The organism is Caballeronia sp. PC1 (assembly GCF_021353155.1).
GTDB lineage: Bacteria > Pseudomonadota > Gammaproteobacteria > Burkholderiales > Burkholderiaceae > Caballeronia > Caballeronia cordobensis.
Window position 1 is genome coordinate 2844795 of sequence record NZ_JAJUBH010000001.1, and the last position, 25229, is coordinate 2870023.

The window sequence follows — 25229 nt, forward strand, 5'->3', positions numbered from 1 at the left end:
ATTCACATGAAGCTCGAACACCCGGATCGCCTGATGAACCGCACCCCCTTGTCACTCGCCGCGCTCGAATGCCACGACGCATTCGCCGAGCGGCACATCGGCCCCGATGAAAAAGACCAGCGCGCGATGCTCGATGCGCTTGGCTTCGCGTCGCGCGCGGCCTTCATCGACGCGGTGATTCCTGAATCGATCCGCCGCAAGGAAACGCTGCCGCTCGGCGCGTTCACGCAGCCCAAGAGCGAGGCCGAAGCGCTCGCCTACCTGCGCAAGCTGGCGGACGAGAATCTGGTGTTCCGGACTTACATCGGCCAGGGTTATTACGGCACGCACACGCCGGCGGTGATCCTGCGCAACGTGCTCGAAAATCCGGCGTGGTACACGGCTTATACGCCGTATCAGCCGGAGATTTCGCAAGGGCGTCTCGAAGCGCTCCTGAACTTCCAGCAGATGGTGATGGACCTGACGGGTCTCGCGATGGCGAACGCATCGCTGCTCGACGAAGCCACCGCCGCCGCCGAGGCGATGACGCTGCTGCAGCGCGTCGGCAAGCCGAAATCGAACGTCTTCTATGTGGCGGACGATGTTTTGCCGCAGACCATCGAAGTGGTGCAGACGCGTGCGAAGCCGGCGGGCATCGAAGTGAAGGTCGGACCGGCCGCGGATGCCGCGAGCGCGAACGCGTTCGGCGTGCTGCTGCAATATCCCGGCGCGAACGGCGACGTGCGCGACTATCGCGAACTGGCGGAAAAGATTCACGCGGCGGGCGGTCATGTGGTCGCGGCGGCGGATCTGCTCGCGCTCGCGCTCATCACGCCGCCGGGCGAATGGGGCGCGGATGTGGCCATCGGCAATACGCAGCGGTTCGGCGTGCCGGTCGGCTTCGGCGGCCCGCACGCGGCGTACATGGCCGTGCGCGACGAATTCAAGCGCCAAATGCCGGGCCGTCTCGTCGGCGTGACGGTCGATGCGCAAGGCAATCCCGCGCTGCGTCTCGCGCTGCAAACGCGCGAACAGCACATTCGCCGCGAAAAAGCGACGTCGAATGTCTGCACGGCGCAGGCGCTGCTCGCGATCATGGCGAGCATGTACGCGGTGTATCACGGACCGCGCGGCATCAAGACGATCGCGCTGCGCGTGAACCGCGTCGCGTCGATTTTCGCGGCGGGTCTTCGCAAACTGGGCTACACGATCGCGAACGAAACGTTCTTCGACACGGTCACCGTGCAAAGCGGCGCAAACACGACCGCGCTGCATCAGGCGGCCTATGCGGCGCGCATCAACCTGCGCCGTGTGAGCGCCACGCAAGTGGGCGTGTCACTCGACGAAACCACCACGCGCGACGACCTGCTCAAGCTCTTCGCGCTCTTCGCGGAAGTCGCGGGCAAGACCGAAACGTTCGACATCGACGCGCTGGATGCTTCCGTGAGCGATCCGATTCCCGGCGCATTGAAGCGCGAAAGCGAATATCTCACGCATCCGGTCTTCAATCGCCATCATTCCGAGCACGAAATGCTGCGCTATTTGCGCAGTCTCTCGGACAAGGATCTCGCGCTCGACCGCACGATGATCCCGCTCGGTTCGTGCACGATGAAGCTCAACGCAACCTCGGAAATGCTGCCGGTGACGTGGCCCGAGTTCGCCGCGATTCATCCGTTCGCGCCCGCCGAGCAGACGCTCGGCTATCGCACGATGATCGATCAGCTCGAACAGATGCTCGTCGCATGCACGGGTTACGCGGCGGTGTCGCTGCAGCCGAACGCGGGTTCGCAAGGCGAATACGCGGGCCTGCTCATCATTCACGCGTATCACGAGTCGCGCGGCGAAGGGCATCGCAACGTGTGCCTGATTCCGGCGTCCGCGCACGGCACCAATCCGGCGTCGGCGCAGATGGCGGGCATGCAGGTCGTGGTCGTCGCGTGCGATGCGAACGGCAACGTCGATATCGACGACCTGAAAGCGAAGGCCGAGAAGCATTCGGCGAATCTCGCCGCGATCATGATCACGTATCCGTCGACGCACGGCGTCTTTGAGCGCAACGTCCGCGAAATCTGCGAGATCGTGCATGCGCACGGCGGCCAGGTGTATGTCGATGGCGCGAACATGAACGCGATGGTCGGCCTCTGCGCGCCCGGCCAGTTCGGCGGCGACGTCTCGCACCTGAACCTGCACAAGACGTTCTGCATTCCGCACGGCGGCGGCGGACCGGGCGTCGGTCCGGTCGCGGTCGGCGCGCATCTGGCGAAGTTCCTGCCGAATCAGGCGTCCACCGGTTACAAGCGCGATGAAGCGGGCATCGGCGCGGTGTCGTCGGCGCCGTATGGCTCGGCCGCGATCCTGCCGATCTCGTGGATGTACATCGCGATGATGGGTGCGCAAGGCCTCACCGCCGCGACCGAAAGCGCGATTCTCGCGGCGAACTATGTCGCGAAGCGCCTCGCGCCGCACTATCCGGTGCTGTACAGCGGCGCGGGCGGTCTCGTCGCGCACGAGTGCATTCTCGACGTGCGGCCCATCAAGGAATCGAGCGGCATTTCGGTGGAAGACGTCGCCAAGCGCCTGATCGACTACGGCTTCCATGCGCCGACGATGAGCTTCCCCGTGCCCGGCACGCTGATGGTCGAGCCGACCGAATCGGAATCGAAGGAAGAGCTCGACCGTTTCATCGACGCGATGATCGCGATTCGCGAGGAAATCCGCGCGGTGGAAGAAGGTCGCGCCGATCGCGAAGACAACGTGCTCCGGAACGCGCCGCATACGGCGGCGGAGGTCACGTCGGACGCATGGTCGCACAAGTACACGCGCGAAGCGGCGGCGTATCCGCTGAAGTCGCTGATTGCGCGCAAGTACTGGTCGCCGGTCGGGCGCGCGGACAACGCCTATGGCGATCGCAATCTGATGTGCTCGTGCGTGCCGATCTCTGACTACGCGGAGTAAGCTGACAACGTAAAGCATTGTCGGACGGTATCGCGGCGCGCGTCGAACCGGCTAACATCTCACCCCGGACCAAAGCCAATCAAGGAGTTCGCATGGCGCGGAAGGTGCGAGAGATGAAACAAATAGGCCGATTCACGGCGCTGGCGATACTGTGCGCATGTTCGTTGACGGCGCATGCCGCGATGAATTTCTGCGCCGCGCCCGCGATGCAGACGAGCGAGCGCACCAATGCCGATCCCGGCGTGAAGGCGCTCGTGAAGACGGTGCAATCGCACGTCAACGATCAGCCGAAACCGCGCGCGAAGCTGCACACCGAAGGCACGCTGCCGCACGAAGGTATTTACGACGAGAGCATCGAAGCCGAAAAGGACCTCGGCCTGATGCGCGATGCGGCGCTCGCGTGGCGCGCAACCGGCGACGAGCGCTATCTGCGTCTCGTCGACCGCTTTCTGCTGGCGTGGACCACGACGTATCAGCCGAGCTTCAATCCGATCGACGAGACCCATTTCGAATCGCTGATTCTCGCGTACGACCTCACGGCGAGCGCGTTGCCCGTGAAGACGCGCAACGCGGCGAACGCCTTCATCACGAAGATGGTGACGGGCTACGTCGCCGATATGGACAAGCAACCGCGTCCGCTCACGGGTAATTACCGCAACAACTGGCAGAGCCACCGCGTGAAACTGGTTGCGATGGGCGCGTTCACCATCGACGACCGCAAGCTCATCAACGCGGCGCAGCGGCTGTTCGTCGAGCATATCGGCGACAACATCGCGCCGGACGGATCGACGGTCGATTTCGCCGAACGCGACGCGCTGCGCTACGTCACCTACGATCTTCAGCCGCTCGTGACCGCGGCGCTCGCCGCGCGGCGGCACAATCGCAATTGGCTGCCGGAGCGCGCGCAGTCGGGCGCGACGCTGGCCGTGGCGCTCAACTGGCTCACGCCGTATGCGCTCGGCACGAAGACGCATGACGAATTCGTGAAGTCGTCCGTGGCTTTCGACGCCAAGCGTCGCGAAGCCGGATTGCCGGGCTTTTCGGGGCAGTGGGACCCGAAGAACGCGGCGGAACTCTTTCATCTGGCGGCGCGTCTCGACGGCCGCTACACGCCGGTCGCGCTGCGGCTCGCACCGACGCCGCCCGCCTGGCTCGCGGTGTGTCTGCCGCTGCCGGCGCGTTAAAACTTTCAGGTAGGTGATGTCATGGCAGTCAGCGTATTCGACCTCTTCAAGATCGGCATCGGACCTTCGAGCTCGCACACCGTCGGACCGATGCGCGCCGCGTTGATGTTCGCGCAAGGGCTCGAGCGCGACGGGCTGCTCGCCGCGACGGCGTCGGTGAAATGCGAGTTGTACGGCTCGCTCGGCGCGACAGGCAAGGGCCACGGCACCGACCGCGGCGTGATGCTCGGCCTGATGGGCGACGCGCCCGATACCGTCGATGCCTCGCGCATCGTGCCGCGGCTCGACGCCGTGCGCGCCTCGAAGAAGCTGGCGTTGCTCGGCACGCACGAGATTCCGTTCACGCTGAAAGAATCCATTGTGTTTTATCGGCAAGCGTTGCCGGAGCATCCGAACGGCATGAAGCTCTACGCCTTCGACGCGAACGGCGCGCTGCTGCGTGAAGCGACGTATCTGTCGGTCGGCGGCGGTTTCGTCGTCACGGCGGGCGCGGCGAACACCGCGGTGCTGACCGCGCACGAGCAGTTGCCGTATCCGTTCCAGACCGGCGACGAGCTGATGAAAATGTGCGCGGAGTCGGGCAAATCGATCGCGCAGCTGATGTGGGAAAACGAGCGCGTCTGGCATAGCGAGGAAGCGATTCGCGCCGGGCTGCTGCGCATCTGGGACGTGATGCAAGATTGCGTCGCGCGCGGGTGCGGCATCGGCAATCCGGAGGCGGAAGGTTGTCTGCCCGGGCCGTTTCAGGTGAAACGGCGCGCGCCGCAGTTGTATCGCGCGCTGGCGGGCAAGCCGGAACAGGCGCTGCGGGATCCGTTGTCGATGATCGACTGGATCAATCTCTACGCGATCGCGGTGAACGAAGAGAATGCGATCGGCGGACGGGTCGTGACTGCGCCGACGAACGGCGCGGCGGGGATCATCCCGGCGGTGCTGCATTACTACGACCGGTTCGTGCCGGGTTCGAACACGCAGGGCGTGATCGATTTTCTTTTGACGGCGGCGGCCATCGGCATTCTGTACAAGATGAATGCTTCCATCTCCGGCGCCGAGGTGGGATGTCAGGGCGAAGTCGGCGTCGCGTGCTCGATGGCGGCCGGCGCTTTGGCGGCCGTGCTCGGCGGAACGCCCGCGCAAGTGGAGAATGCCGCGGAAATCGGCATGGAGCATAACCTCGGGCTGACTTGCGATCCGGTCGGCGGCATGGTGCAGATTCCGTGCATCGAGCGCAACGCGATGGGCTCGGTGAAGGCCGTCAACGCCGCGCGCATGGCCATGCGTGGCGACGGGTCGCATTATGTTTCGCTGGATTCCGTCATCAAGACGATGAGGGAGACGGGCGCGGATATGAAGACCAAATATAAAGAGACGTCGCGCGGCGGGTTAGCGGTGAATATTGTGGAGTGTTGAGCCGGCTTATATCGGGCCGCGATGAGGCGCAAGTCGTCCATCCGGCCGATTTCCGGCGCGCGAATCATTGCTTAGGATGACGATATTGTTCATCTCAAGGAATAAGCCATGCTTGGCGTCGTCGGAACAGCACAGTGGCATTGTCTCTCCACCATCAGCGTGCGGTATGAAGGCAACGACGCCGCGTCGCATGAGATTGATCTGAATCAGCTCGGACAATCCATTCGGGGCTTAGCACGCATCTTCGCGTTGTGCTCCAATGCGTTGCTGACGGGCAGACTCAACACGAATCTCGAAGCGCTCGATGTCCGCGTGGTGTGCTCGCCCGTCATGGAACATCGTTGCTTCGAAGTCCTGGCAATGGTGAAAAGCATGGCGACTAGCAAGGAACTATGGTCCGGCGCGTTTGGGGCCGTGCTTGCTGTCGTGGTTCAGTACGTATTGTCTCGACGCGAGCAAGATCAAATGAAATACGTCAACGAAATATTGTCACGGCGCGATCAGGAAATGTCCCGGCGCGACGAGGAATTCGCTCGACGCGATCAGAATCAGACCCAATACGCCAGCGAAAGCCTGCAACACGTCCACGATGCATTGCAGATGGCGTTGCGAAACAATCAGGCGAACACCGAGAGCGTCGTCGGCATGGCTGACAAGCTGGTGTCGCTCATCGACAAACTCGCCGAAATCCTCCGCTCCGCCGCAACCCAGGCGCTCAGTCCAATCGACCGCTCGTGCAGTCAAATCGATCTCTATGCTGAAGGCGACCGGTTCATGACGCTGGACAAGGACCACAAGCGCGCGTTTTCGCGGGCAGCCGTCGTGCCGTCCGAAAGCAGGCAGTATGTCGGCGTGATTTCGGAGTTCGATATGACGACCGGCGCATGCAAGGTCACGCTCGACGGCGACACCGAGCGCGTACCCGCCATCGTGATCGATCCGGCCTTCAATCGGCCCGACAATCGCTACGTGCAGGCGATGCTTTTCGGCGAGGCGCTCCGCTTTTTCGCGAGGGCGGATCTGGACCTGGAAGGCCGTCCCGTCAGGCTGTACATTTCCGGTCCGGCGGAAGATAAAGCGGAATCAGCCGACGCGTAATCACGCCCCGATCAAATTCACCACCTTCACGTTCCGCGTATCCGGCACTTCGGCATAAGAAATCACCTTCAACTGCGGCAAGCTTCTGCGCAGGAACCGCGCGAGCATCGCCCGGAGCGAATGCTGCACGAGCAACACCGGCGGTAAGCCCAGATTCTGCTGACGCATGATCGCGTTTTGCGTCGAGTTCAGCAGCGTTTGCGCGAGGCCCGGCTCCAGACCCGGATTCGCACCCGTCGACAATGCCTGCGACAGCACACGCTCAAGCGTCGGATCGAGGCCCATCACCTGCAGGTCGTCGGCGCCCGGATACCACTGCTGCGTGATCGCACGGCCCAGCGCGAGACGCACCGCTGCGGTGAGATCGTGCGGATCGGACATGCGCGGCGCATGTTCCTGCAACGCGTCGAGGATCGTGCGCATATCGCGAATCGGCACGCTTTCGTCGAGCAGGTTCTGCAACACCTTCTGCAACGTCGTGAGGGACAGCACCTTGGGCACCAGATCGTCCGTGAGCGAAGGCGTGTCCTTGCCGATGCGCTCGATCAGCGCCTGCACTTCCTGACGTCCAAGCAACTCCGCCGCGTGCGTCACGACGAGATGGTTCAAATGCGTCGCGACAACTGTGCTCGCATCGACCACGGTGTAGCCATACACCTGAGCCTGTTCGCGCAAGTTCGTGTCGATCCACACGGCGGGCAGCCCGAACGCCGGGTCGGTCGTCTGGTTGCCCGGCAGCGCGGCCGAAACCTGCCCCGGATTGATCGCGAGCCACTGCCCCGGAAACGCCTCTCCGACGCCCACTTCCACGCCCTTCAGCGCGATGCGATAGCCGTTCGGCCGCAACTCCAGATTGTCGCGAATGTGAATGACTGGCGGCAAAAAGCCGATTTCCTGCGCGAATTTCTTGCGAATACCCTTGATGCGCTTGAGCAGTTCACCATCGCTGTTGCGATCGACGAGCGGAATCAGGCGATAACCCACTTCCAGCCCCAGCGGATCGATGAGCGACACGTCTTCCCAGCTCGCCTCCGCGTTCTCGGCCGTCGCGGCGGCGGCGCTCGCCGCGAGCGGCGTGACATCGGTGACGGCGCTTTTCTTCTTCGCCTCGGCGCGCTTGTTCATCGTGCGCGCGGCGTAGATGAGACCGCCGCCGAGCAGCATGAACGCGAAGTGCGGCATGCCCGGAATCAGGCCCATGATGCCGATGATCACGCCCGTAATCATCAGCACGCGCGGATTCTGGAACAACTGGCCGGTCAACTGCGTGCCGATGTCTTCCTCGGTCGCGACGCGCGACACGATCACGCCCGCCGCCGTCGAGATGATGAGCGACGGAATCTGCGCGACGAGGCCATCGCCGATCGTCAGCAGCGTGTAATTGGTCGCCGCGTGCGCAAAGTCCATGTCGTGCTGGAGCATGCCGACGATCAGCCCGCCCACCACGTTGATGACCATGATCAGCAAGCCCGCGATGGCGTCGCCGCGCACGAATTTTGACGCGCCATCCATCGAACCGTAGAACTCCGCTTCCTGCGCCACGGCCTGGCGGCGCTTCTTCGCGGTCTCTTCGTTGATGAGGCCGGCGTTCAGGTCCGCATCGATGGCCATCTGCTTGCCGGGCATCGCGTCGAGCGTGAAGCGCGCGCCGACTTCCGCGATACGTCCCGCGCCCTTCGTGATCACCATGAAGTTGATGATCATCAGAATCACGAACACGACGATGCCGACCGCGAAGTTTCCGCCGACGAGAAAGTGCCCGAACGATTCGATCACCTGACCGGCGGCATCCGGGCCGGTGTGGCCTTCGAGCAGCACGATACGCGTCGACGCCACGTTCAGCGAAAGGCGCAGCAGCGTGGAAAACAGCAGCACGCTCGGGAACGCCGCGAAATCGAGCGGCTTTTGCGTGTACATGCTGACGAGCAGCACCATCACCGACAGCGCGATGTTGAAGGTGAACAGCAGATCCAGCAAAAACGCGGGCAAGGGCAGAATCATCATGCCCAGGATCATGCAGATCAGGATCGGGCCGGCTAAGGCGCGAAGGTTCTGCGTGCCCAGCGCGTCGGGCCGTTTGGCGAAAAATCCAGCGCGCGCGTTCATGCTGCGGCTCCATTGTCAGTGTTGTCGCCGGTCAGGGCCTCGGCGGCCTCCCGATCGGCGTCGGCGTCGGAAACGCCGCCTTTGTCCAGTTCCTTCGGCACGTCGAGATCGGACGGTTCGTCCGGCTTGATCCCGCCGTCTTCTTTGTAGCGCTTGAGCTGATACACCCACGCCAGCACTTGCGCGACCGCGCCATACAGCGCGCCCGGAATCTCGCGGTTGATCTCGACGTTGTGATACAGCGCACGCGCGAGCGGCGGCGCTTCGAGCAGCGGCACGTTGTGCTCGCGGCCCAGTTCGCGGATGCGCGCCGCGACCAGATTCACGCCCTTCGCGACGACCTTCGGCGCGCGCATCTGGCCGTCGGTGTACTGCAGCGCGACGGCGAAGTGCGTCGGGTTCGTCACGATGACATCGGCGGTCGGAATCGCCTGCATCATCCGGCGACGCGCGGCCGCGCGCTGCTGCTGGCGAATCTTGCCCTTGATGTGCGGATCGCCTTCGCTTTCCTTGTGCTCGCGCTTCACTTCTTCCTTGCTCATGCGCAGCTTCTTCGCGTGCGAGTACAGCTGATACGGCACGTCGACGGCCGCGACGAGAAACAGCCCGGCGATCGCCATGCCGCAGCACACGAAAATCAAATGCATCGCGTCGGCGAGCGCGAGGGAAAGCGGTTTGGTCAGCAGGCCCAGCACTTCGGCCTTGCGACTCCAGATCGCCCAGCCCGCCAGGCCGCCGACGACCACCGTCTTTAGCACCGACATGCCGAGCTGCACCGGCCCCTGCATCGAGAAAATCTTGCCGAGGCCGCTGATCGGATTGAGCCGCCCGAAGTTCGGCGCGAGCGGCTTCGTTGTGATGAGCCAGCCGCCGAGCGCCATCGGTGCGGCGAGCGCGGCGAAACCCGAGAGCAGCAGCACCGGCAGCACGGCGAACAAGCCTTCCTTGCTCGCGTTCGCCGCGCCGATCATCATCTGGCGCGTGTCGAGCACGGTTTCGTGATTGAAGGTGAACGCGCCGCGCAGAATCGACTGCAAGTGCTGGCTGATCGGCCCCGACAGGCCCCACACGCCGAAAAATCCCGCCGCGAGCAGCGCGAAAGAGGCGAGTTCCCGCGAGCGCGCAACCTGGCCTTCCTCCCGCGCCTTTTCCAGGCGCTTGGGAGTCGCTGATTCGGTTTTTTCGAGATCGCTTTCTTCTGCCACCGGACCTTACTCCGTTGCTCGCATCGTTTGCCATTGCAAGCGGCGCGAAGCCGCTTTTTGATGAAAGCGATTATTGCGGAAGGCGTCGAGCGGCCATCGGCGGATAAAGCCGGGGAAAAGGGGGTTATTCGGTAGATGAAAGCGCCGGAAACAAAAGCGGCGCGTGCCTCGCCTGAAGCACGCGCCGTTTCGCCGATGATGTTCCGTGCCGCTCAGCCGCCCGGCACGCGACCGTCCGGGCCGTAGAAGCCGCTTTTCGACGGCGCGACCTGCAATGCGGCGAGCGCCTTGCGGTTGTAGTCCATGCGCGTGCGGATCAGCACGCCGTTGTTGTTGTTGCCCTGCTTCGCGCGACGGGCGGCGGCGGTGAGCAGCGCCCATTGCTCGGCGATCGCGCGGTCGTCCGCGGCTGCGGCTTCCATGCCGACGAAGCCGCCGGGAAAACCGAGTTCGTTCAACTGCGCGTCGCGGGCCTTTTCGAGCACGGCGATGCGCTCGGTCAGCGCGGTCTTGTTCTCGATGATCGAAGGCAGCGCCGGAAGCGGCTGCGCGGCGATCAGCGCTTTTTCCTCTTCGACGAGGAGGTTTTCGAAGGCCTGAACAGCGGCGACTTCTTCGGTGACGGTAGCAAGCAGGGCGTCTTTCATTGCATCGCTCTTAAAGCAGAAGCGGTTTCAAAAAGCCGCCCGGTTTCGCGAACGCTCGCCGTCACGCGCTCGTCGCGCGCCGGGGAAGCGTTCAGCCGCCGGTCGGCGGGGTTCTCGTTTGCAGCAGGTCGCGCGCGGTGCTCAGAATGCCGTCGGCGATCTTGCTCGTGTCGATCTTCAGGCTGCCGTCGCGGATCGCGGCCTTGATCGATTCGACTTTCGCCGTATCGATGTCCGAGCCGTTCGATGCGCGCAGGTCGCTCGACAACGACGACAAGCTCACCGTCGAGTTCTGCGCCGGATTCGCGTCCGACTGTTGCACGTTGCCCGCAGCGCCTTTTGCGTCGTTCTGCGACGCGCGCTGGAGGGTGTCCTGAAGGCTTGCCAGATTGGTGTTGCTATTCGATTCGATTTTCACGATGTCCATTCCCGAACGTGTTGAGTCCTTTATCGGCGGTGGGTCTTGAAAACTTTACCCTGCCCGCGGACTGCCAACTGCCGTTCGATCTGCTTGACGCGCTGAGAGCCTTATCTGGCGGGCTTCGAGCGCATTTGCAACAAAATGAAACAAACGTGGGGGACCGAACACATCGGTTCCTTTACAGCGAAATCTCCACTGTCTGGGCGTCTTTCACGACACCGGTGATGATCTGTCCCGCGGCGGTTTTCACACGAATCTGCTGGCCGGGCGCGGCATTGTTCATCGCGGTGCCTTCGGCGGAAATCGAAAAGCCGGAGCCGCCGGCGACCACGCGCACGCTCTGGCCGATCGCCACGGAAGTCGCGGCGCGCAGCATGTCGGTGCGCAGCGGCAAACCTGCCGGCACGCGCGAGAGCGCCACCGCGCCCACGGCCTGCGCCGGATCGGTGACGATGGCCTGCGGCATCGCGGTGATATCGCCGTCGCGGGCGACGAGATCGGCGTTGGTCAGCACTTCGCCCGGCGCGATCGCGCGCGCGGCCTGATAGTAAGTGGCGTTGATCGACACGCGCGCCTGGACATAGAGCGTCCAGGGCCGCTCGCCGACGCAGCGCACGCCGACGGTCATGCGGCCCCAGAGCCGCGCGCCGGTCGGCATGAACGGATCGAGCGCGGAGCAGGCGGCGAGGCCGCGCGGAAAGACGGGCGTGACGGCGATCTCGACCTTGCCCGGCAAGCCCGCGGCCTGCTGCTGCAGAAAATTGAGCGCGGCGACGCGGATCGATTCGCCGTCCTGCATCGCGGCGCCAGCGCCGGCTGGCTGCGGCAAGGCTGCTGCCGCCGCGGACGGCGTGAAGCTGACACGCTGCATCGGCGATGCGGGGCTGGCCGCGATCGGTTTCGCATTCGTCGCGCGGGCGAGGCCATCGTCGCGCGTCACGACGACGGGCATGACATCGCGCGAGGCCGAAGCGGCGGGCGCTTTCGCGAGCGCGGGCGCGACAGAGGCAACCGACGTCGCGGGCGCGGCAGCGCGCGCAGGCTTCGCATCGCCGGGACCGGGAATGACGATCATGCCGCTTGCGTCGTTCATCGAGTCATCGGCGGCGTCGGCGCGGGCTTCGAGTTCAAGTGCGGCGTTGCGCATCGCGGCGTCGGCGGCTTTCGTCGCGGCGCGATAGCCGGACTGCATCGCCGGGGCGGGTAAAGAGGCGGGCGCGCGCGTTGCCGCCGGAGCCGGAGCCGCGCTCAGCTTCTGCGCCATATCGGCCGCGGCGGCGGGATTGGTCTCCGCGTTGCCCGGAATGACGATCATGCCGTCGCCTGGCTGAGCCTGCGCGCTCAACACGACGCCCATGAACAGCGACGCGCCCAGCGTGCGGCGCGCGAACGTCGCTGCGGCGCGAGCCGTAGGGTTCGATGCACGCTTCGCGGACCTGCTCATCACTTCTCTCCAATTCCTGATTCGATCGAGCCGCGAACACAGTGAAAGCACGCGGCGACTTCTACGAAACGAATTCTAGATATCGGCCGAAACGGGCAAGCGTCGAATAGAGGCCCCGTTTCCCGGTTATTCGTCGGATTAGTTCTTGTGCGCGGCTCCTAAGATGCGTGTCATGCAAAAAGCCCTCGGCCGCGCCGACAGGAGAAACCGCAATGCTAGACAGACTCGACAAGGAATTCGCTTTTGGCCGTGAGGCGCTCGACGTGCGCGCGTACCGGCAGGAATTGCTGTCGTCGAATATCGCCAACGCCGACACGCCCGGCTACAAGGCGCGCGACGTCGATTTCTCCACCGCGCTCGCGGGCGCGCTGAAGCACGGCGGCGGCGCATCGAACAACGCGACGCTGAAGATGGCGCAGCCGGTCAGCGTGAGCGCGAGCGGCGCGATGGCCGTGACGTCGAAGGGCCATATGTCCGGCACCTCGACGCTCACCGCATCGGGCGGCCCGAGCGACGACTACGGCAAGCTCGCCTATCGCGTGCCGAATCAGCCTTCGCTCGACGGCAACACGGTCGATCTCGATGCCGAGCGCGTGCAGTTCGCCGACAACGCGCTGCACTTCGAAGCGGGCATGACGGTGCTGAGCTCGCAGATCAAATCGATGCTTTCGGCGATCACTTCAAATAGCTGAGCGCATTAGGAGAAGAAATGCCCTCTTTGATGAACATCTTCAACGTCGCCGGCTCGGCGATGTCCGCTCAGGCGCAGCGCCTGAACGTCACCGCTTCGAACCTGGCGAACGCGGACAGCACCACCGGCCCGGACGGCCAGCCGTACAAGGCGAAGCAGGTCGTGTTCGCGGTCGATCCGCTCGGCGGCGCGCGCACCGCGTCGGGCCAGCAGGTCGGCGGCGTGCAGGTGAGCGGGGTCATCGACGATCCGAGCCCGATGAAAACCAGCTACGACCCGAGCAACCCCGCGGCGAACGCGGACGGCTACGTGACGCTGCCGAACGTCGATCCGGTGCAGGAAATGGTCAACATGATTTCCGCGTCGCGTTCCTATCAGGCGAACGTCGAAACACTCAACACCGCCAAGCAACTGATGCTCAAGACCCTGACCATCGGCACCTGATTCGGACATTCAAGGAACACAACGTGACGACCAGCACAACCATCGGCAGCAACGGCACGAACGTGTCGAAGACGCTGCTCGACACCATGAACGGCACATCGAGCGCGTCGGCGTCTTCGTCGACCTCGGCGACCGGCGCGCAATCGGCGACGGAACTGCAGAACACTTTTCTCACGCTGCTCGTGACGCAGTTGAAGAATCAGGATCCGACCAATCCCGCCGACAGTTCGCAGATGACTTCGCAGCTCGCGCAGATCAACACGGTGACGGGCATCGGCCAGTTGAACACGTCGCTGTCTTCGCTCGCGACGCAGCTTTCCGCCGGCCAGCAGACGCAGGCCGCGCTGCTCATCGGCTCGAACGTGCTCGCGGCGGGCAATTCGATGACGGTCGCGAGCGGTGCATCGTCGAGCTTCGGCGTGCAACTGGCGAACGACGTGAGCGACCTGCAGATCGTCGTGAAGAACGCGTCGGGCCAGATCGTCAACACGCTCGATCTCGGCGCGCAAGGCGCGGGCGTCGTGCCGGTGACGGGCTGGAAGCCGGTCGATTCGAAGGGCAACACGCTCGCCGACGGCAGCTACACGATCAGCGCGCAAGGCACGATCAACGGCCAGCAGGCGACCGCGACGACCCTTTCGGCTGCTCAGGTCCAGAGCGTCGTGCAGATGCCGGGCGGCGCGCCGGGCCTCAAGCTCTCGAACGGTTCCACGGTGGCGCTCACCGGCGTCGCATCGATTCTTTAAACCCCATTCCCACAGGGCGAGCACGGTCTCGCTGGAGAACGACACATGAGTTATCAACAGGCATTGAGCGGTCTGGGCGCTGCATCGAGCGACCTCGACGTGATCGGCAACAACATCGCGAACGCGAACACCGTTGGCTTCAAGCAGGGCGCGGCGCAATTCGCGGACATGTACGCGAACTCGATGGCCACGGCCGTCAGCAATCAGATCGGTATCGGCACGCGTCTCGCGGAAGTGCAGCAGCAGTTCTCGCAGGGCACGATCACCACGACCAATCAGGCGCTCGACGTCGCGATCAACGGCAACGGCTTCTATCAGTTGTCCAATAACGGTTCGATCGTGTACTCGCGTAACGGCGTGTTCCATCTCGACAACAGCGGCAACATCGTCAACTCGTCGGGCCTGCAATTGATGGGCTACGCGGCGGATTCGGGCGGCGTGGTCAACAGCGCGAGCACGGTGCCGCTGACGGTGCCGACCGCGAACATCGCGCCGACCGCGACCAAGAAGATCACCGCCGCGTTCAACCTGAATTCGCAGGACGACGTGAAGGCCGCCGCCGACTTCGATCCGAGCAACGGCAACACGTACAACGCGTCGACGTCCGTCGATGCGTACGACTCGCTCGGCGGCACGCAGAAAGTGTCGGTGTACTTCACGAAGTCCAGCACGAACACGTGGGAAGCATTCGCGGGCTACGGCGATCCGGTCACGCAGAAGACGGATCTCGGCCCGGTCACGTTCGACGCGTCGGGCAACATGACGAGCGGCAAGACCTTCACGTTCACGATCCCGAACGGCGCGGACCCGACCGCCGGCGCGACGCAATCCCTGACGCTCGATCTCTCCGGCACGACGCAGTACGGCGCGAAGAGCGGCCTCACGAACCTGCATCAGGACGGCAACAGCACGGGCGAATTGACGGGCTTCACGGTCGGCTCGGACGGCATGCTGACGGGCAACTACTCGAACGGCGAAACCAAGGCGCTCGGCCAGATTGCGATCGCCAATTTCAACAACCAGAACGGTTTGCAGAACCTGGGCGGCAACGTGTACGCGCAGACGGCGGCTTCGGGCGCGGCGCAGGTCTCCGTGCCGGGCTCGACCAACCACGGCGTGCTGCAGGGCGGCGCGGTGGAAAACTCGAACGTCGATCTGACCAGCGAGCTCGTGAATCTGATCACCGCGCAGCGCAACTATCAGGCGAACGCGCAAACGATCAAGACGCAGCAGACCGTCGACCAGACGCTGATCAATCTGTAAGCATCGTCCGCAAGCATAGGGAAGGAAGCGATTCATGGACCGTCTGATCTACACCGCGATGACCGGCGCAAGCCAGGCGCTCGAACAGCAGGCCGTCGTGGCGAACAACCTCGCCAACACGTCGACCACGGGTTTCAAGGCGCAGCTCGCGGCGTTCCGCCAGGTGCCGATGTCGTTCGAGAACCAGTCCGCCGATGGCACGACGCGCACTTTCGTGCTCTCCTCGACGCCGAACGCGGACTACTCCGCGGGCCCGATCCAGCAGACCGGCAATCCGCTGGACGTGGCCGTGCAAGGCCCCGGCTGGCTCTCCGTGCAGGCCGCGGACGGCAGCGAGGCGTACACGCGCGCGGGCAACCTGCATGTCGATCAGAACGGTCAGCTCGTCAACGCGAGCAACCTGCCGGTGCTCGGCAGCGGCGGCCCGCTGTCGATTCCGCCGGGCGCGGAAGTCACGATCGGCAAGGACGGCACGATCTCCGCGCTGATCCCGGGCGACCCGCCGACGGCGATCGCGGTCGTGGATCAACTCAAGCTCGTGAATCCCGATCCGGCGAGCCTGACGCGCGGCGACGACGGCCTCTTTCGCACCGCGACCGGCGACCCCGCCGATGCGGACCCGAACGTTGTCGTGGCGGGCGGCGCGCTCGAAGGCAGCAACGTGAATCCGGTTGCCGCGATGGTCTCGATGATCACCAACGCGCGTCAGTTCCAGATGCAGACGAAGCTGATGGAATCGGCGGACCAGAACGAACAATCGGCCAACAAGCTGCTGAACTTCTCCTAAGCGGCGACGCAACAGACACTCAGGAAACGCAAGAACATGAATCGCTCTCTTTACATCGCCGCGACCGGCATGAATGCGCAGCAAGCGCAGATGGACGTGATCTCGAACAACCTCGCCAACGTCGGCACGAACGGCTTCAAGGGTTCGCGCGCGGTGTTCGAGGATCTGCTGTATCAGACCACGCGCCAGCCGGGCGCGAACTCGACGCAGCAGACCGAGCTTGCCTCGGGTGTGCAGCTCGGCACGGGCGTGCAGCAGGTCGCGACGGAGCGCCTGTACACGCAAGGCAATTTGCAGCAGACCGGCAACTCGAAGGACGTCGCGATCAACGGCCAGGGCTTCTTTCAGGTGACGATGCCCGACGGCACGACCGCCTACACGCGCGACGGCTCGTTCCAGACGAACGCGCAGGGCCAGCTCGTCACGTCGAGCGGCTATCAGCTCAATCCGGCGATCACGATTCCGCAGAACGCGACGGGGATCACCATCGGTTCGGACGGCACGGTGTCGATCACGCAGCAGGGCAGCTCGGCCAGCACGACGGTCGGCGCGGTTCAGCTCGCGACCTTCATCAACCCGGCCGGTCTCGAAGCGCGCGGCGAAAACCTCTTCTCCGAAACGGGCAGCTCGGGCGCGCCGAACGTGTCGCAGCCGGGTCTCAATGGCGCGGGCTCGCTGCAACAGGGTTATGTGGAAGCCTCGAACGTGAACGTCGTGCAGGAACTGGTCAACATGATCCAGACCCAGCGCGCGTACGAAATCAACAGCAAGGCCGTTACGACGTCCGACCAGATGCTGCAGACGCTCTCGCAGATGCAGGTTTAACCCTCTATTCGACGGATGGGAATTAAGCGGATGGCGTCACACTGACGCCTCATTCGCTTCAAACGAGTTATCACGATGTCGCTTACTCACATTCTTTCGCGCGCTTCGATCGCGGCGCTCATCGCAGCGACGGCCGCGTGCGGCCTCGTGCCGAAAGAGCCGATCGTCCAGCAGCCGATGACCGCGCGTCCGCCGCAGCCGCCTGTCGGCACGCGCTCGCCCGGCGCGATCTACAACGCGGGCTACGCCGGCCGGCCGCTCTTCGAAGACCAGCGTCCGCGCAACGTGGGCGACATCCTGACCATCGTGATTTCGGAAAACGTCAACGCGACGAAGTCGTCGGCGGCGAACACCAACCGCGCCGGCAACGGCTCGTTCGCGGTGCCGACGACGCCGGGCATTTTCGGCGGCCTCTTCAACAACACGAACCTGTCCGCGACGGGCGCGAACAAGTTCGCCGCGGCGGGCGGCGCGAGCGCGGCCAACACGTTCAGCGGCACGCTGACCGTCACCGTCACGGACGTTCTGCCCAACGGCAACCTGATGGTGAGCGGCGAAAAGCAGATGCTCATCAACCAGGGCAACGAATTCGTGCGCTTCTCGGGCGTCGTCAACCCGACGACCATTTCGGGCACCAATACCGTGTTCTCCACGCAAGTCGCCGACGCGAAGATCGAATACTCGGCGAAGGGTTACATCGACGAAGCGCAGAACATGGGCTGGCTGCAGCGCTTCTTCCTCAACGTCGCGCCGTTCTGATCATGAATCCGCTTCTCCGTTTCGTTTCGTTCTCGCTCGCGGCCGCGCTGGTTGCCATCGGCTCCGCGCCGCACGCTCACGCCGAGCGTCTGAAAGACCTCGTCTCGTTCCAGGGCGTGCGTGACAATCCGCTGATCGGCTACGGCCTCGTCGTCGGTCTCGACGGCACCGGCGACCAGACGATGCAGACGCCGTTCACGACGCAATCGCTCACCAACATGCTCGGCAACCTCGGCATCACGGTGAATTCGGCGACGACGCAGAACATGCAGTTGAAGAACGTCGCGGCCGTGATGGTCACGGCGACGCTGCCGCCGTTCGCGCGCCCCGGCGAGGCGATCGACGTCACCGTTTCGTCGCTCGGCAACGCAAAGAGCCTGCGCGGCGGCACGCTGCTCATGTCGCCGCTCAAGGGCGCGGACGGCCAGGTATACGCGATGGCGCAGGGCAACCTCGTCGTCGGCGGCGCGGGCGCGAGCGCGAACGGCAGCAAGGTGCAGGTCAATCAGCTCGCGGTGGGCCGCATTTCGGCGGGCGCGATCGTCGAGCGCGCGGTGCCTTCGGCGTTGCAGCAGCAAGGCGGCGTCATGCAGATGGAACTGCGCGAGATGGATTTCGACACGACGCAGCGCATTGTCGCGGCGGTGAACAACCAGTTCGGCATGGGCACGGCGCTCGCGCTCGACGGCCGCACCATCCAGCTTCGCGCGCCGCAGGACGCGAGCGAGCAGGTGTCGTTCATGGCGCAGTTGCAGAACATCGACGTGCGTCCGGCGCAGGCCGCCGCCAAGGTGATCCTGAACGCGCGCACCGGCTCCATCGTGATGAACCAGATGGTCACGCTGCAGAACTGCGCCGTTGCGCACGGCAATTTGTCGGTCGTCATCAACACGAAGACGGCGGTGAGCCAGCCGGGCGCGTTCTCGAACGGGCAGACCGTCGCGGCGAAGGAGTCGTCGATCCAACTGAAGCAGGACAGCGGCGCGCTCAAGATGCTCTCCGCCGGTGCAAACCTCGCGGATGTCGTGAAGGCGCTCAATGCGCTCGGCGCGACGCCGGCGGATCTCATCTCGATCCTTCAGTCGATGAAGGCCGCGGGTGCGCTGCGCGCCGACCTCGAAATCATCTAAGAACCTATAAAAACCCATGAACTCGACCACGAACGGAATCGCCGGCACCGCGCTGGCATCGACCGATACGACGAGCGGTTTCTCGGGCCTGTCGAACCGTTTCGCGCTCGATACGCAGGGCTTCGACGCCTTGCGCGCGCAGGCCGGCGCGAATCCGCAGCAAGGGCTGAAGGAAGCGGCGAAGCAGTTCGACGCCGTTTTCACGCAAATGATGTTGAAGAGCATGCGCGACGCGACGCCTTCGGACAGTCCGTTCGAATCGAACGATACGAAGTCGTTCACGTCGATGCTCGATCAGCAGTTGTCGCAGCAGATGTCGTCGAAGGGCATCGGCGTCGCGGACATGATGCTGAAGCAGCTCATGCGCAACGCCGGCGCGCAGACCGGCACGGACTCGAAGGGCGGCGCAGGCGGGCTCGGCACGATGAACGCGATGCAGGCGCTCGGCGGCATGGCGGGCGGCAGCGGCGACCTCGATGCGAACGCCGGCAACCTCGCCGCGATGAACGCGATGGCGAAGGCCTACGCGGCGGCGCAGGCCAACAAGAGCAGCGCGCTGGCGGGCAAGGGCTACACGGCGGCGGATTCGCTGGAGCCGCCCGTGCGCGGCAACGGCTCGGACAAGGTCAACGCGTTCGTCGACCGGCTCGCCGTGCCGGCGCAGTCCGCGAGCGCGGCGACGGGCATTCCGGCGCGCTTCATTATCGGTCAGGCGGCGCTCGAATCGGGCTGGGGCAAGCGCGAGATCAAGCACGCGAACGGTGCGACGAGCCACAACATCTTCGGCATCAAGGCCACGAAAGACTGGGGCGGCAAGACGGTGAATTCCGTCACGACGGAATACGTCAACGGCAGGCCGCAGAAGGTCGTGGAGAAGTTCCGCGCTTACGATTCCTACGAAGAAGCGCTGACCGACTACGCGAGCGTCATCAAGAACAATCCGCGCTATGCGCCGGTGATTCAGGCTTCGCGCGATGTCGCGGGCTTTGCGCACGGCATGCAGAAGGCGGGCTACGCGACCGATCCGCAGTACGCGAAGAAGCTCATCTCGATCATGCGCCAGATCGTCTGACGAAGACGTGCGCGCCGTTTCCCAAACAGCCGATGTTTGCGGCCGCGAATTTGCTGATGACGGCATCGCGGGCGCGTTGCCCGGACGTTTATACGGCAGCAAACGTTTTACGTCGTTCGGGACGGCGCACCACATACTTTTTACGCACGCGGACCCTAAACTTTCAAAGAGGCATGCCGCTAACCTGAATAATCGAAGTGCCGGACCCATGCGGGTTCGGATCGACGCGCGACGTTCGGGGAAGTGGGCGGGCGCGCGGGCACAATGAATACGGCTAGCACCATGAACACCAATCACAAGCATGACGTTGCCGACGACGATATCGCGCCGATCGTGGATTTCGGCCGGCGCAATCCGCTGGAAATCGGCGTGGCGCTGCGCAATCTCGCGAACCGCGGCGATTTTCTGACGGCGCAATATGGCGACGGGCAGATCGTCACGCGTTTGCTCGACGTCGATGTGACGGCGCACCGGTTCACTTTCGACTGGGGCGGCGTGGCGGAGCAGAACCGTGGCGTGCTGGCTTCGCAGAGGCTCATTTTCAACGCGGCGCCGGACGGCGTGCGCGTGGAGTTCACGACGCCCACGCCGCGCGAGACGGCGTTCGACGGGCGTCCGGCGTTCGAGGCCGAGTTTCCGCCGGTGTTGTATTACATGCAGCGGCGCGAGTATTTCCGCGTCGAGGCGCCGGTGCTCGATCCTTACATGTGTACGGGCTCGTTGCCGGATGGCGAGCGGTTCCGCTTCGAAGTGCATGATCTTTCGCTCGGCGGCGTGGCGTTGCGCACGATGGATGAGCGTGTGGCGAATCTCGAGATGGGCATCGTGGTGCAGGACGCTGAGTTGCATTTCAGCGCGAATGGCAGGATTACGGTGGATATGATGCTGGTTTCGCATCGGGAATCGACTACTGCGAAAGGGGATCGTAGGTATACGATCGGGTTCAAGTTTGTTGCTATGCCGGGGTCGGCGGAGAATACTCTCCAGCGGTTGATTACTCAGCTTGAGATGAAGAGGCGGTCTTTGGCGAAGTAAGGGTTTTTTGCTTTTCGTTGGATCCCGTTTTCATGTCGGTCTATTAGCACTGCCCCTCCCCGGGGCGGGGGTAACTTTCTTTGCTGCTGCAAAGAAAGTCACCAAATAAAGCAGCTTCGTCACCGCCCGCGGTCACACGCAGTTTGGCCACTCTTCTCCTCCAAGGCGGCACTCGCCTAAGTGTCGCCCCCATAGGACCCGTCGGGCTTGGATCGCGCACGGTCCGTCACATCGCACCACACAACAAACTGGTACAGCCATTTCAAGCTCCGGCCCGCTTCGCGGCCGACCGGCTTATCGGGTTCGCGTGCGCATTCGTGTCCCGTTGGTTTCCCCCGCATACCCAGCGGCAGCGCGCAGCGCTGTGCCGAAGCAATTTTGTGCTGAACCAGCGCGCTAAAAGTTATGGTTTGTCAGACCGTGCGCGATCCAAGCCCGATTAGTCCTTCGAGGGCACTCTTTAGGCGAGGGCCGTTCCCCGAGGAGAAGAGTGGCCAACGTGCGTGTGACCGCGGGCGGTGAGAAAGCTGCTTTCTTTGGTGACTTTCTTTGCAGCAGCAAAGAAAGTTACCCCCGCCCCGGGGAGGGGCAGTGCTAATAAACCAACACGATTACGGGATCCGGCGAAAAAGGCACCAAAACCCCAGGTATTTCGGCCAATAGCAACCCCCGAACCCGCCCATAATGGCCTCATCGCAACAACCGCCCTAAAAAAACAAACCCCCACCGCGGGGCGCAAACACCTCAACTTCCCCGCAAATCCGCCGATATACGAATCAAGCCAAGCGGCCGCGCCGCCTTCACCAGGATTCACGCATGTCCAATAACATCTTCAGCATTGGTCTTTCCGGTCTGAATGCGGCCCAATGGGGCCTGACGACGACGGGGCAAAACATCAGCAACGCCGCGACGCCGGGCTATACGCTCGAAAAGGTCTCGTACCAGGAAGCATCGGGCCAATTCACGGGCTCGGGCTATCTCGGCAGCGGCGTGCAGGCCGTCACCGTAACGCGCCAGTACAGCCAGTACCTCACGACGCAAGTCAACAACACGCAAGCGTCGAGCAGCGCCGCGAACACGTACTACTCGCTGATCTCGCAACTGAACAACCTCGTCGGCGATCCGACCAAAGGCATCGCGCAAGGCATCACGAATTACTTCTCCGGCCTGCAATCGGTGGCGAATTCGGCGAGCAGCACGGCCGCGCGGCAATCGCTGATGAGCAACGCGCAGACGCTCGCCGATCAGATCAACTCCGCAGGCCAGCAATACGATCAGTTGCGCCAAAGCGTCAACACGCAACTGACGAGCGCCGTCTCGCAGATCAACAGCTACTCGCAGCAAATCGCCGATCTCAACAAGCAGATCAACATCGCCAGCGCGGGCGGCCAGCAGCCGAACCAGTTGCTCGATCAGCGCGATCAACTCGTCTCGAACCTGAGCTCGGTGATCGGCGTGCAGGTCGTGCAGCAGGACGGCAACTACAACGTGTTCATCGGCAACGGGCAGCCGCTCGTCGTCGGCAATACGCAGTACGGGCTGCAGACGGTGCCTTCGGCGTCCGATCCGAGCGAACTTACCGTCGCGTTCCAGAATCGCGATGGCAGCGTGCAAACGCCCGCGACGACGCAATACATCGAGAACTCGGCGCTCACGGGCGGTGTGATCGGTGGTCTCATCGATTTCCGCACGCAAACGCTCGATCCTGCGCAGGCGCAACTCGGCGCCATCGCAACGAGCTTCGCCAATCAGTTGAACGGTCAGAACGCGCTCGGACTCGATCTGAACGGCCAGAAGGGCGGCCAGTTGTTCACGACGAGCAATCCGAACATTCTGGCCAACGCGCGCAACAAGGGTACGCACGTGCCGACGGCGACGATCGTCGACGGCACGCAACCGCCCGCCAACGATTTCACCGTCACGTACGACGGCAGCAAGTTCAACGTGACGGACCCGGCGAGCGGCCAGACGCTCGGCACCATCGATCCGGCGACGGAGACGAACAAGACGATCGGCGGCCTGAACATCGACGTGTCCGCGCTGACCGACGTGGCGAAGGGCGACTCGTTCTCGATCCAGCCCACGCGCGGCGCGCTCGATAACTTCAAGCTCGCGACGAGCAACGGCGCGGCGATCGCGGCGGCATCGCCCGCGGTGACGTCGGCGGCGAGCACGAACACGGGCACGGCAGCGATTTCATCGGCGACGGTGACGAAAAGCCCGCTCGCATCCGACATCAACCTGAAGTACGACGCAACGGCGAACGGCTTCACGTCGGACGTGGACGTCACCGTGAACGGAACGGCCTATACCGCCGGCACGACGATTCCCTACGATGCGTCGAAGGGCATGACCGTTCAGGGCGATGGCGTGTCGGCGACCATCAGCGGCACGCCGAAGGACGGCGACAAGTTCACCATCGCGCAGAACAAGGGCGGCACGAGCGACGGCAGCAACGCGCTCGCCATGGCGAATCTGGTTTCCGCCAAGTCGCTCAGCGGCGGCACCGAAACGCTGACGAGTTCGTACGCGAGCTACATCAACACGATCGGCAACACGACCAACCAGCTCAAGGCGACGAGCACGGCGCAAAACGCGCTGCTCACGCAGGCCACGTCGGCGCAGCAATCGGTTCAGGGCGTGAACCTGAACGAGGAAGCGGCCAATCTGATTCAGTATCAGCAGCTCTATCAAGCGAACAGCAAGGTGATTCAGACCGCCTCGACGCTGTTCCAGTCGCTGCTCGGCATGTTCAACTGAGGCTAAACGCGATGCGTATTTCCAGTTCTCAATACTTCAATCTGAACGTCGCTTCGATGAGCGACCAGCAAAGCACGCTCGCCTCGATGTATCAGCAGATCTCGTCGGGCAAGCGGATTCTCACCGCGTCCGACGATCCGCTCGGCGCGGCGCAGGCCGTGCAACTCACGCTGAAGAGCGGCGCGCTCGCGCAATACGCGACCAACCAGACGACGGCGCTTTCGTCGCTGCAGCAGGAAGATTCGACGTTGAGCGGCGTGAGCGACGTGTTGCAGAGCATCAAGACGCAGATCACGCACGCGGGCGATGGCTCGCTCACCGACTCGGACCGCTCCGCGATCGCGAACGCGATGCAGGGTCTGCGCGATCAGCTTTTCGGCCTCGCCAACACCACGGACAGCAGCGGCAACTACATCTTCTCGGGTCTCAAGGGCGGCACGGCGCCGTTCTCCAACGACCCGTCGGGCGTCGGCGCGAATTACTCCGGGGACTTCGGCCAGCGCACGGTGCAGATCAGCGATGGCCGTTCGATGATCGTGGGCGACACGGGCGTATCGATTTTCCAGAGCGTCTCGCCGATCGAGAGCGATCCGGTGTCGCACGCGGGCGCGGCGAACTCGGGCACGGGGACGATCAGCCCGGTCAGCGTGAGCGATACGACCGACAAGGGCAACGCGAGCCAGTACACGGTCACGTTCTCGGTCTCGCCGACGGACGGCACGACGAGCTATTCGATCACGTCGAACCCGGCCGATGCCACGCTGCCGACGAACGTCGCATACAAGGACAAGGCCGACATCAAGCTCGGCGGCCAGAAGGTGACGATCGCGGGCGCGCCCGCGGATGGCGACACGTTCACCGTGCAGCCCGCGGCGACGGAGAACAACGACATCTTCGCGACGATCGACAATATCGTGAATGCGTTGAAGCAGCCGACAGGATCGCCGCAAGCACAGGCCGCGCTCACGAACGCACTGACGACGGCGGGCACGAAGATCGACAACACGTTCAACAATGTGCTGTCGGCGCAGACGGTGGTGGGCGGACGCGAGCAGGAAGTGCAGTCGACGCAGACCGCGATGGCGACGAGTCAGACGCAGACCGCGAGCGATATCGCGAATTTGACGAGCATCGATCTCGTTTCGTCGATTAGTCAGTATGAGTTGACGCAGAACTCGCTGCAGGCGGCGCAGATGGCATTTTCGCAGATTCAGAAGATGTCGTTGTTTGATTATATTGGGGGGGGGTAAGGGGGGCTTGGGCCTGGG

At 63.7% G+C, this 25229-nt stretch carries 21 protein-coding genes; 16 read left to right on the top strand and 5 right to left on the bottom strand.

Annotated elements, in window-relative coordinates; genetic code table 11:
- Positions 1 to 6 precede the first annotated feature (6 nt).
- The 4 genes from gcvP to LY284_RS13600 all read left to right on the top strand — a co-directional run bounded on the left by gcvP (position 7) and on the right by LY284_RS13600 (position 6626).
- The gene (gcvP, locus tag LY284_RS13585; RefSeq protein WP_014192651.1) at positions 7 to 2934 is read left to right on the top strand and encodes an aminomethyl-transferring glycine dehydrogenase; all 2928 of its coding nucleotides are present in this window, start codon (positions 7 to 9) and stop codon (positions 2932 to 2934) included.
- Between the two features lie 113 nt (positions 2935 to 3047).
- Entirely contained in the window at positions 3048 to 4118 is a 1071-nt protein-coding gene (locus tag LY284_RS13590) for an alginate lyase family protein (protein ID WP_233386758.1), read from the top strand.
- 21 nt (positions 4119 to 4139) lie between these two features.
- Entirely contained in the window at positions 4140 to 5528 is a 1389-nt protein-coding gene (locus tag LY284_RS13595; RefSeq protein ID WP_014192649.1) for an L-serine ammonia-lyase, read from the top strand.
- Positions 5529 to 5636: 108 nt separating this feature from the next.
- Positions 5637 to 6626 carry a hypothetical protein gene (locus tag LY284_RS13600; protein ID WP_233386760.1) on the top strand — a complete coding sequence of 330 codons (990 nt, stop codon included), beginning with the start codon at positions 5637 to 5639 and terminating at the stop codon, positions 6624 to 6626.
- Here LY284_RS13600 and flhA read toward each other — a convergent pair whose 3' ends face one another.
- From flhA to flgA, 5 genes are all read right to left on the bottom strand, one after another.
- Complete coding sequence (gene flhA, locus LY284_RS13605; protein ID WP_014192646.1) at positions 6627 to 8732, bottom strand: flagellar biosynthesis protein FlhA; 2106 nt, start codon at positions 8730 to 8732, stop codon at positions 6627 to 6629.
- Positions 8729 to 9937, bottom strand: coding sequence for a flagellar biosynthesis protein FlhB (gene flhB, locus LY284_RS13610; protein WP_077157689.1), 1209 nt, complete (start codon positions 9935 to 9937; stop codon positions 8729 to 8731). The genes flhA and flhB overlap by 4 nt, the downstream gene beginning before the upstream one ends.
- A 212-nt stretch (positions 9938 to 10149) precedes the next feature.
- Complete coding sequence (locus LY284_RS13615; RefSeq protein WP_053567165.1) at positions 10150 to 10584, bottom strand: flagella synthesis protein FlgN; 435 nt, start codon at positions 10582 to 10584, stop codon at positions 10150 to 10152.
- A 91-nt stretch (positions 10585 to 10675) separates the two neighbouring features.
- The gene (flgM, locus tag LY284_RS13620; protein WP_014192643.1) at positions 10676 to 11002 is read right to left on the bottom strand and encodes a flagellar biosynthesis anti-sigma factor FlgM; all 327 of its coding nucleotides are present in this window, start codon (positions 11000 to 11002) and stop codon (positions 10676 to 10678) included.
- Between the two features lie 181 nt (positions 11003 to 11183).
- On the bottom strand, positions 11184 to 12449 hold the full coding sequence (gene flgA / locus LY284_RS13625) for a flagellar basal body P-ring formation chaperone FlgA (RefSeq protein ID WP_233386762.1): 1266 nt from the start codon (positions 12447 to 12449) through the stop codon (positions 11184 to 11186).
- 212 nt (positions 12450 to 12661) lie between these two features.
- Between flgA and flgB the strand changes: the two genes are divergently transcribed.
- From flgB to flgL, 12 genes are all read left to right on the top strand, one after another.
- A complete protein-coding gene (gene flgB / locus LY284_RS13630; protein ID WP_233386763.1) occupies positions 12662 to 13141 on the top strand; it encodes a flagellar basal body rod protein FlgB in 480 nt (159 codons plus the stop codon).
- A gap of 17 nt (positions 13142 to 13158) precedes the next feature.
- On the top strand, positions 13159 to 13584 hold the full coding sequence (gene flgC / locus LY284_RS13635) for a flagellar basal body rod protein FlgC (protein WP_014192640.1): 426 nt from the start codon (positions 13159 to 13161) through the stop codon (positions 13582 to 13584).
- A gap of 23 nt (positions 13585 to 13607) precedes the next feature.
- Positions 13608 to 14330, top strand: coding sequence for a flagellar hook assembly protein FlgD (locus tag LY284_RS13640; protein WP_014192639.1), 723 nt, complete (start codon positions 13608 to 13610; stop codon positions 14328 to 14330).
- Positions 14331 to 14375: 45 nt separating this feature from the next.
- Entirely contained in the window at positions 14376 to 15593 is a 1218-nt protein-coding gene (flgE, locus tag LY284_RS13645; protein WP_014192638.1) for a flagellar hook protein FlgE, read from the top strand.
- Positions 15594 to 15627: 34 nt separating this feature from the next.
- Positions 15628 to 16380, top strand: coding sequence for a flagellar basal-body rod protein FlgF (gene flgF, locus LY284_RS13650; protein ID WP_233386765.1), 753 nt, complete (start codon positions 15628 to 15630; stop codon positions 16378 to 16380).
- 36 nt (positions 16381 to 16416) lie between these two features.
- Entirely contained in the window at positions 16417 to 17205 is a 789-nt protein-coding gene (gene flgG, locus LY284_RS13655; protein WP_014192636.1) for a flagellar basal-body rod protein FlgG, read from the top strand.
- Positions 17206 to 17280: 75 nt separating this feature from the next.
- Positions 17281 to 17964, top strand: a complete 684-nt coding sequence (locus tag LY284_RS13660) for a flagellar basal body L-ring protein FlgH (protein ID WP_053567163.1) — start codon at positions 17281 to 17283, stop codon at positions 17962 to 17964.
- A gap of 2 nt (positions 17965 to 17966) precedes the next feature.
- On the top strand, positions 17967 to 19094 hold the full coding sequence (locus LY284_RS13665; protein WP_041730821.1) for a flagellar basal body P-ring protein FlgI: 1128 nt from the start codon (positions 17967 to 17969) through the stop codon (positions 19092 to 19094).
- A gap of 16 nt (positions 19095 to 19110) precedes the next feature.
- Complete coding sequence (gene flgJ, locus LY284_RS13670) at positions 19111 to 20166, top strand: flagellar assembly peptidoglycan hydrolase FlgJ (RefSeq protein ID WP_200826395.1); 1056 nt, start codon at positions 19111 to 19113, stop codon at positions 20164 to 20166.
- Between the two features lie 282 nt (positions 20167 to 20448).
- The gene (locus LY284_RS13675; RefSeq protein ID WP_041731201.1) at positions 20449 to 21201 is read left to right on the top strand and encodes a flagellar brake protein; all 753 of its coding nucleotides are present in this window, start codon (positions 20449 to 20451) and stop codon (positions 21199 to 21201) included.
- Between the two features lie 816 nt (positions 21202 to 22017).
- On the top strand, positions 22018 to 23961 hold the full coding sequence (gene flgK / locus LY284_RS13680) for a flagellar hook-associated protein FlgK (protein ID WP_233386767.1): 1944 nt from the start codon (positions 22018 to 22020) through the stop codon (positions 23959 to 23961).
- 11 nt (positions 23962 to 23972) lie between these two features.
- Entirely contained in the window at positions 23973 to 25211 is a 1239-nt protein-coding gene (gene flgL / locus LY284_RS13685) for a flagellar hook-associated protein FlgL (RefSeq protein ID WP_233386769.1), read from the top strand.
- Positions 25212 to 25229 lie beyond the last annotated feature (18 nt).

Bases quoted from the DNA above. Each gene is read 5' to 3' on its own strand.
- flgL (WP_233386769.1), top strand. From the start codon at position 23,973: ATGCGTATTTCCAGTTCTCAATACTTCAATCTGAACGTCGCTTCGATG.
- LY284_RS13660 (WP_053567163.1), top strand. From the start codon at position 17,281: ATGTCGCTTACTCACATTCTTTCGCGCGCTTCGATCGCGGCGCTCATC.
- LY284_RS13665 (WP_041730821.1), top strand. From the start codon at position 17,967: ATGAATCCGCTTCTCCGTTTCGTTTCGTTCTCGCTCGCGGCCGCGCTG.
- flgB (WP_233386763.1), top strand. From the start codon at position 12,662: ATGCTAGACAGACTCGACAAGGAATTCGCTTTTGGCCGTGAGGCGCTC.
- flgJ (WP_200826395.1), top strand. From the start codon at position 19,111: ATGAACTCGACCACGAACGGAATCGCCGGCACCGCGCTGGCATCGACC.
- gcvP (WP_014192651.1), top strand. From the start codon at position 7: ATGAAGCTCGAACACCCGGATCGCCTGATGAACCGCACCCCCTTGTCA.
- LY284_RS13615 (WP_053567165.1), bottom strand. From the start codon at position 10,584: ATGAAAGACGCCCTGCTTGCTACCGTCACCGAAGAAGTCGCCGCTGTT.
- LY284_RS13600 (WP_233386760.1), top strand. From the start codon at position 5,637: ATGCTTGGCGTCGTCGGAACAGCACAGTGGCATTGTCTCTCCACCATC.
- flgE (WP_014192638.1), top strand. From the start codon at position 14,376: ATGAGTTATCAACAGGCATTGAGCGGTCTGGGCGCTGCATCGAGCGAC.
- flgK (WP_233386767.1), top strand. From the start codon at position 22,018: ATGTCCAATAACATCTTCAGCATTGGTCTTTCCGGTCTGAATGCGGCC.
- flgC (WP_014192640.1), top strand. From the start codon at position 13,159: ATGCCCTCTTTGATGAACATCTTCAACGTCGCCGGCTCGGCGATGTCC.
- LY284_RS13590 (WP_233386758.1), top strand. From the start codon at position 3,048: ATGAAACAAATAGGCCGATTCACGGCGCTGGCGATACTGTGCGCATGT.
- flhA (WP_014192646.1), bottom strand. From the start codon at position 8,732: ATGAACGCGCGCGCTGGATTTTTCGCCAAACGGCCCGACGCGCTGGGC.
- flgA (WP_233386762.1), bottom strand. From the start codon at position 12,449: ATGAGCAGGTCCGCGAAGCGTGCATCGAACCCTACGGCTCGCGCCGCA.
- LY284_RS13675 (WP_041731201.1), top strand. From the start codon at position 20,449: ATGAACACCAATCACAAGCATGACGTTGCCGACGACGATATCGCGCCG.
- flgG (WP_014192636.1), top strand. From the start codon at position 16,417: ATGAATCGCTCTCTTTACATCGCCGCGACCGGCATGAATGCGCAGCAA.
- LY284_RS13595 (WP_014192649.1), top strand. From the start codon at position 4,140: ATGGCAGTCAGCGTATTCGACCTCTTCAAGATCGGCATCGGACCTTCG.
- flgF (WP_233386765.1), top strand. From the start codon at position 15,628: ATGGACCGTCTGATCTACACCGCGATGACCGGCGCAAGCCAGGCGCTC.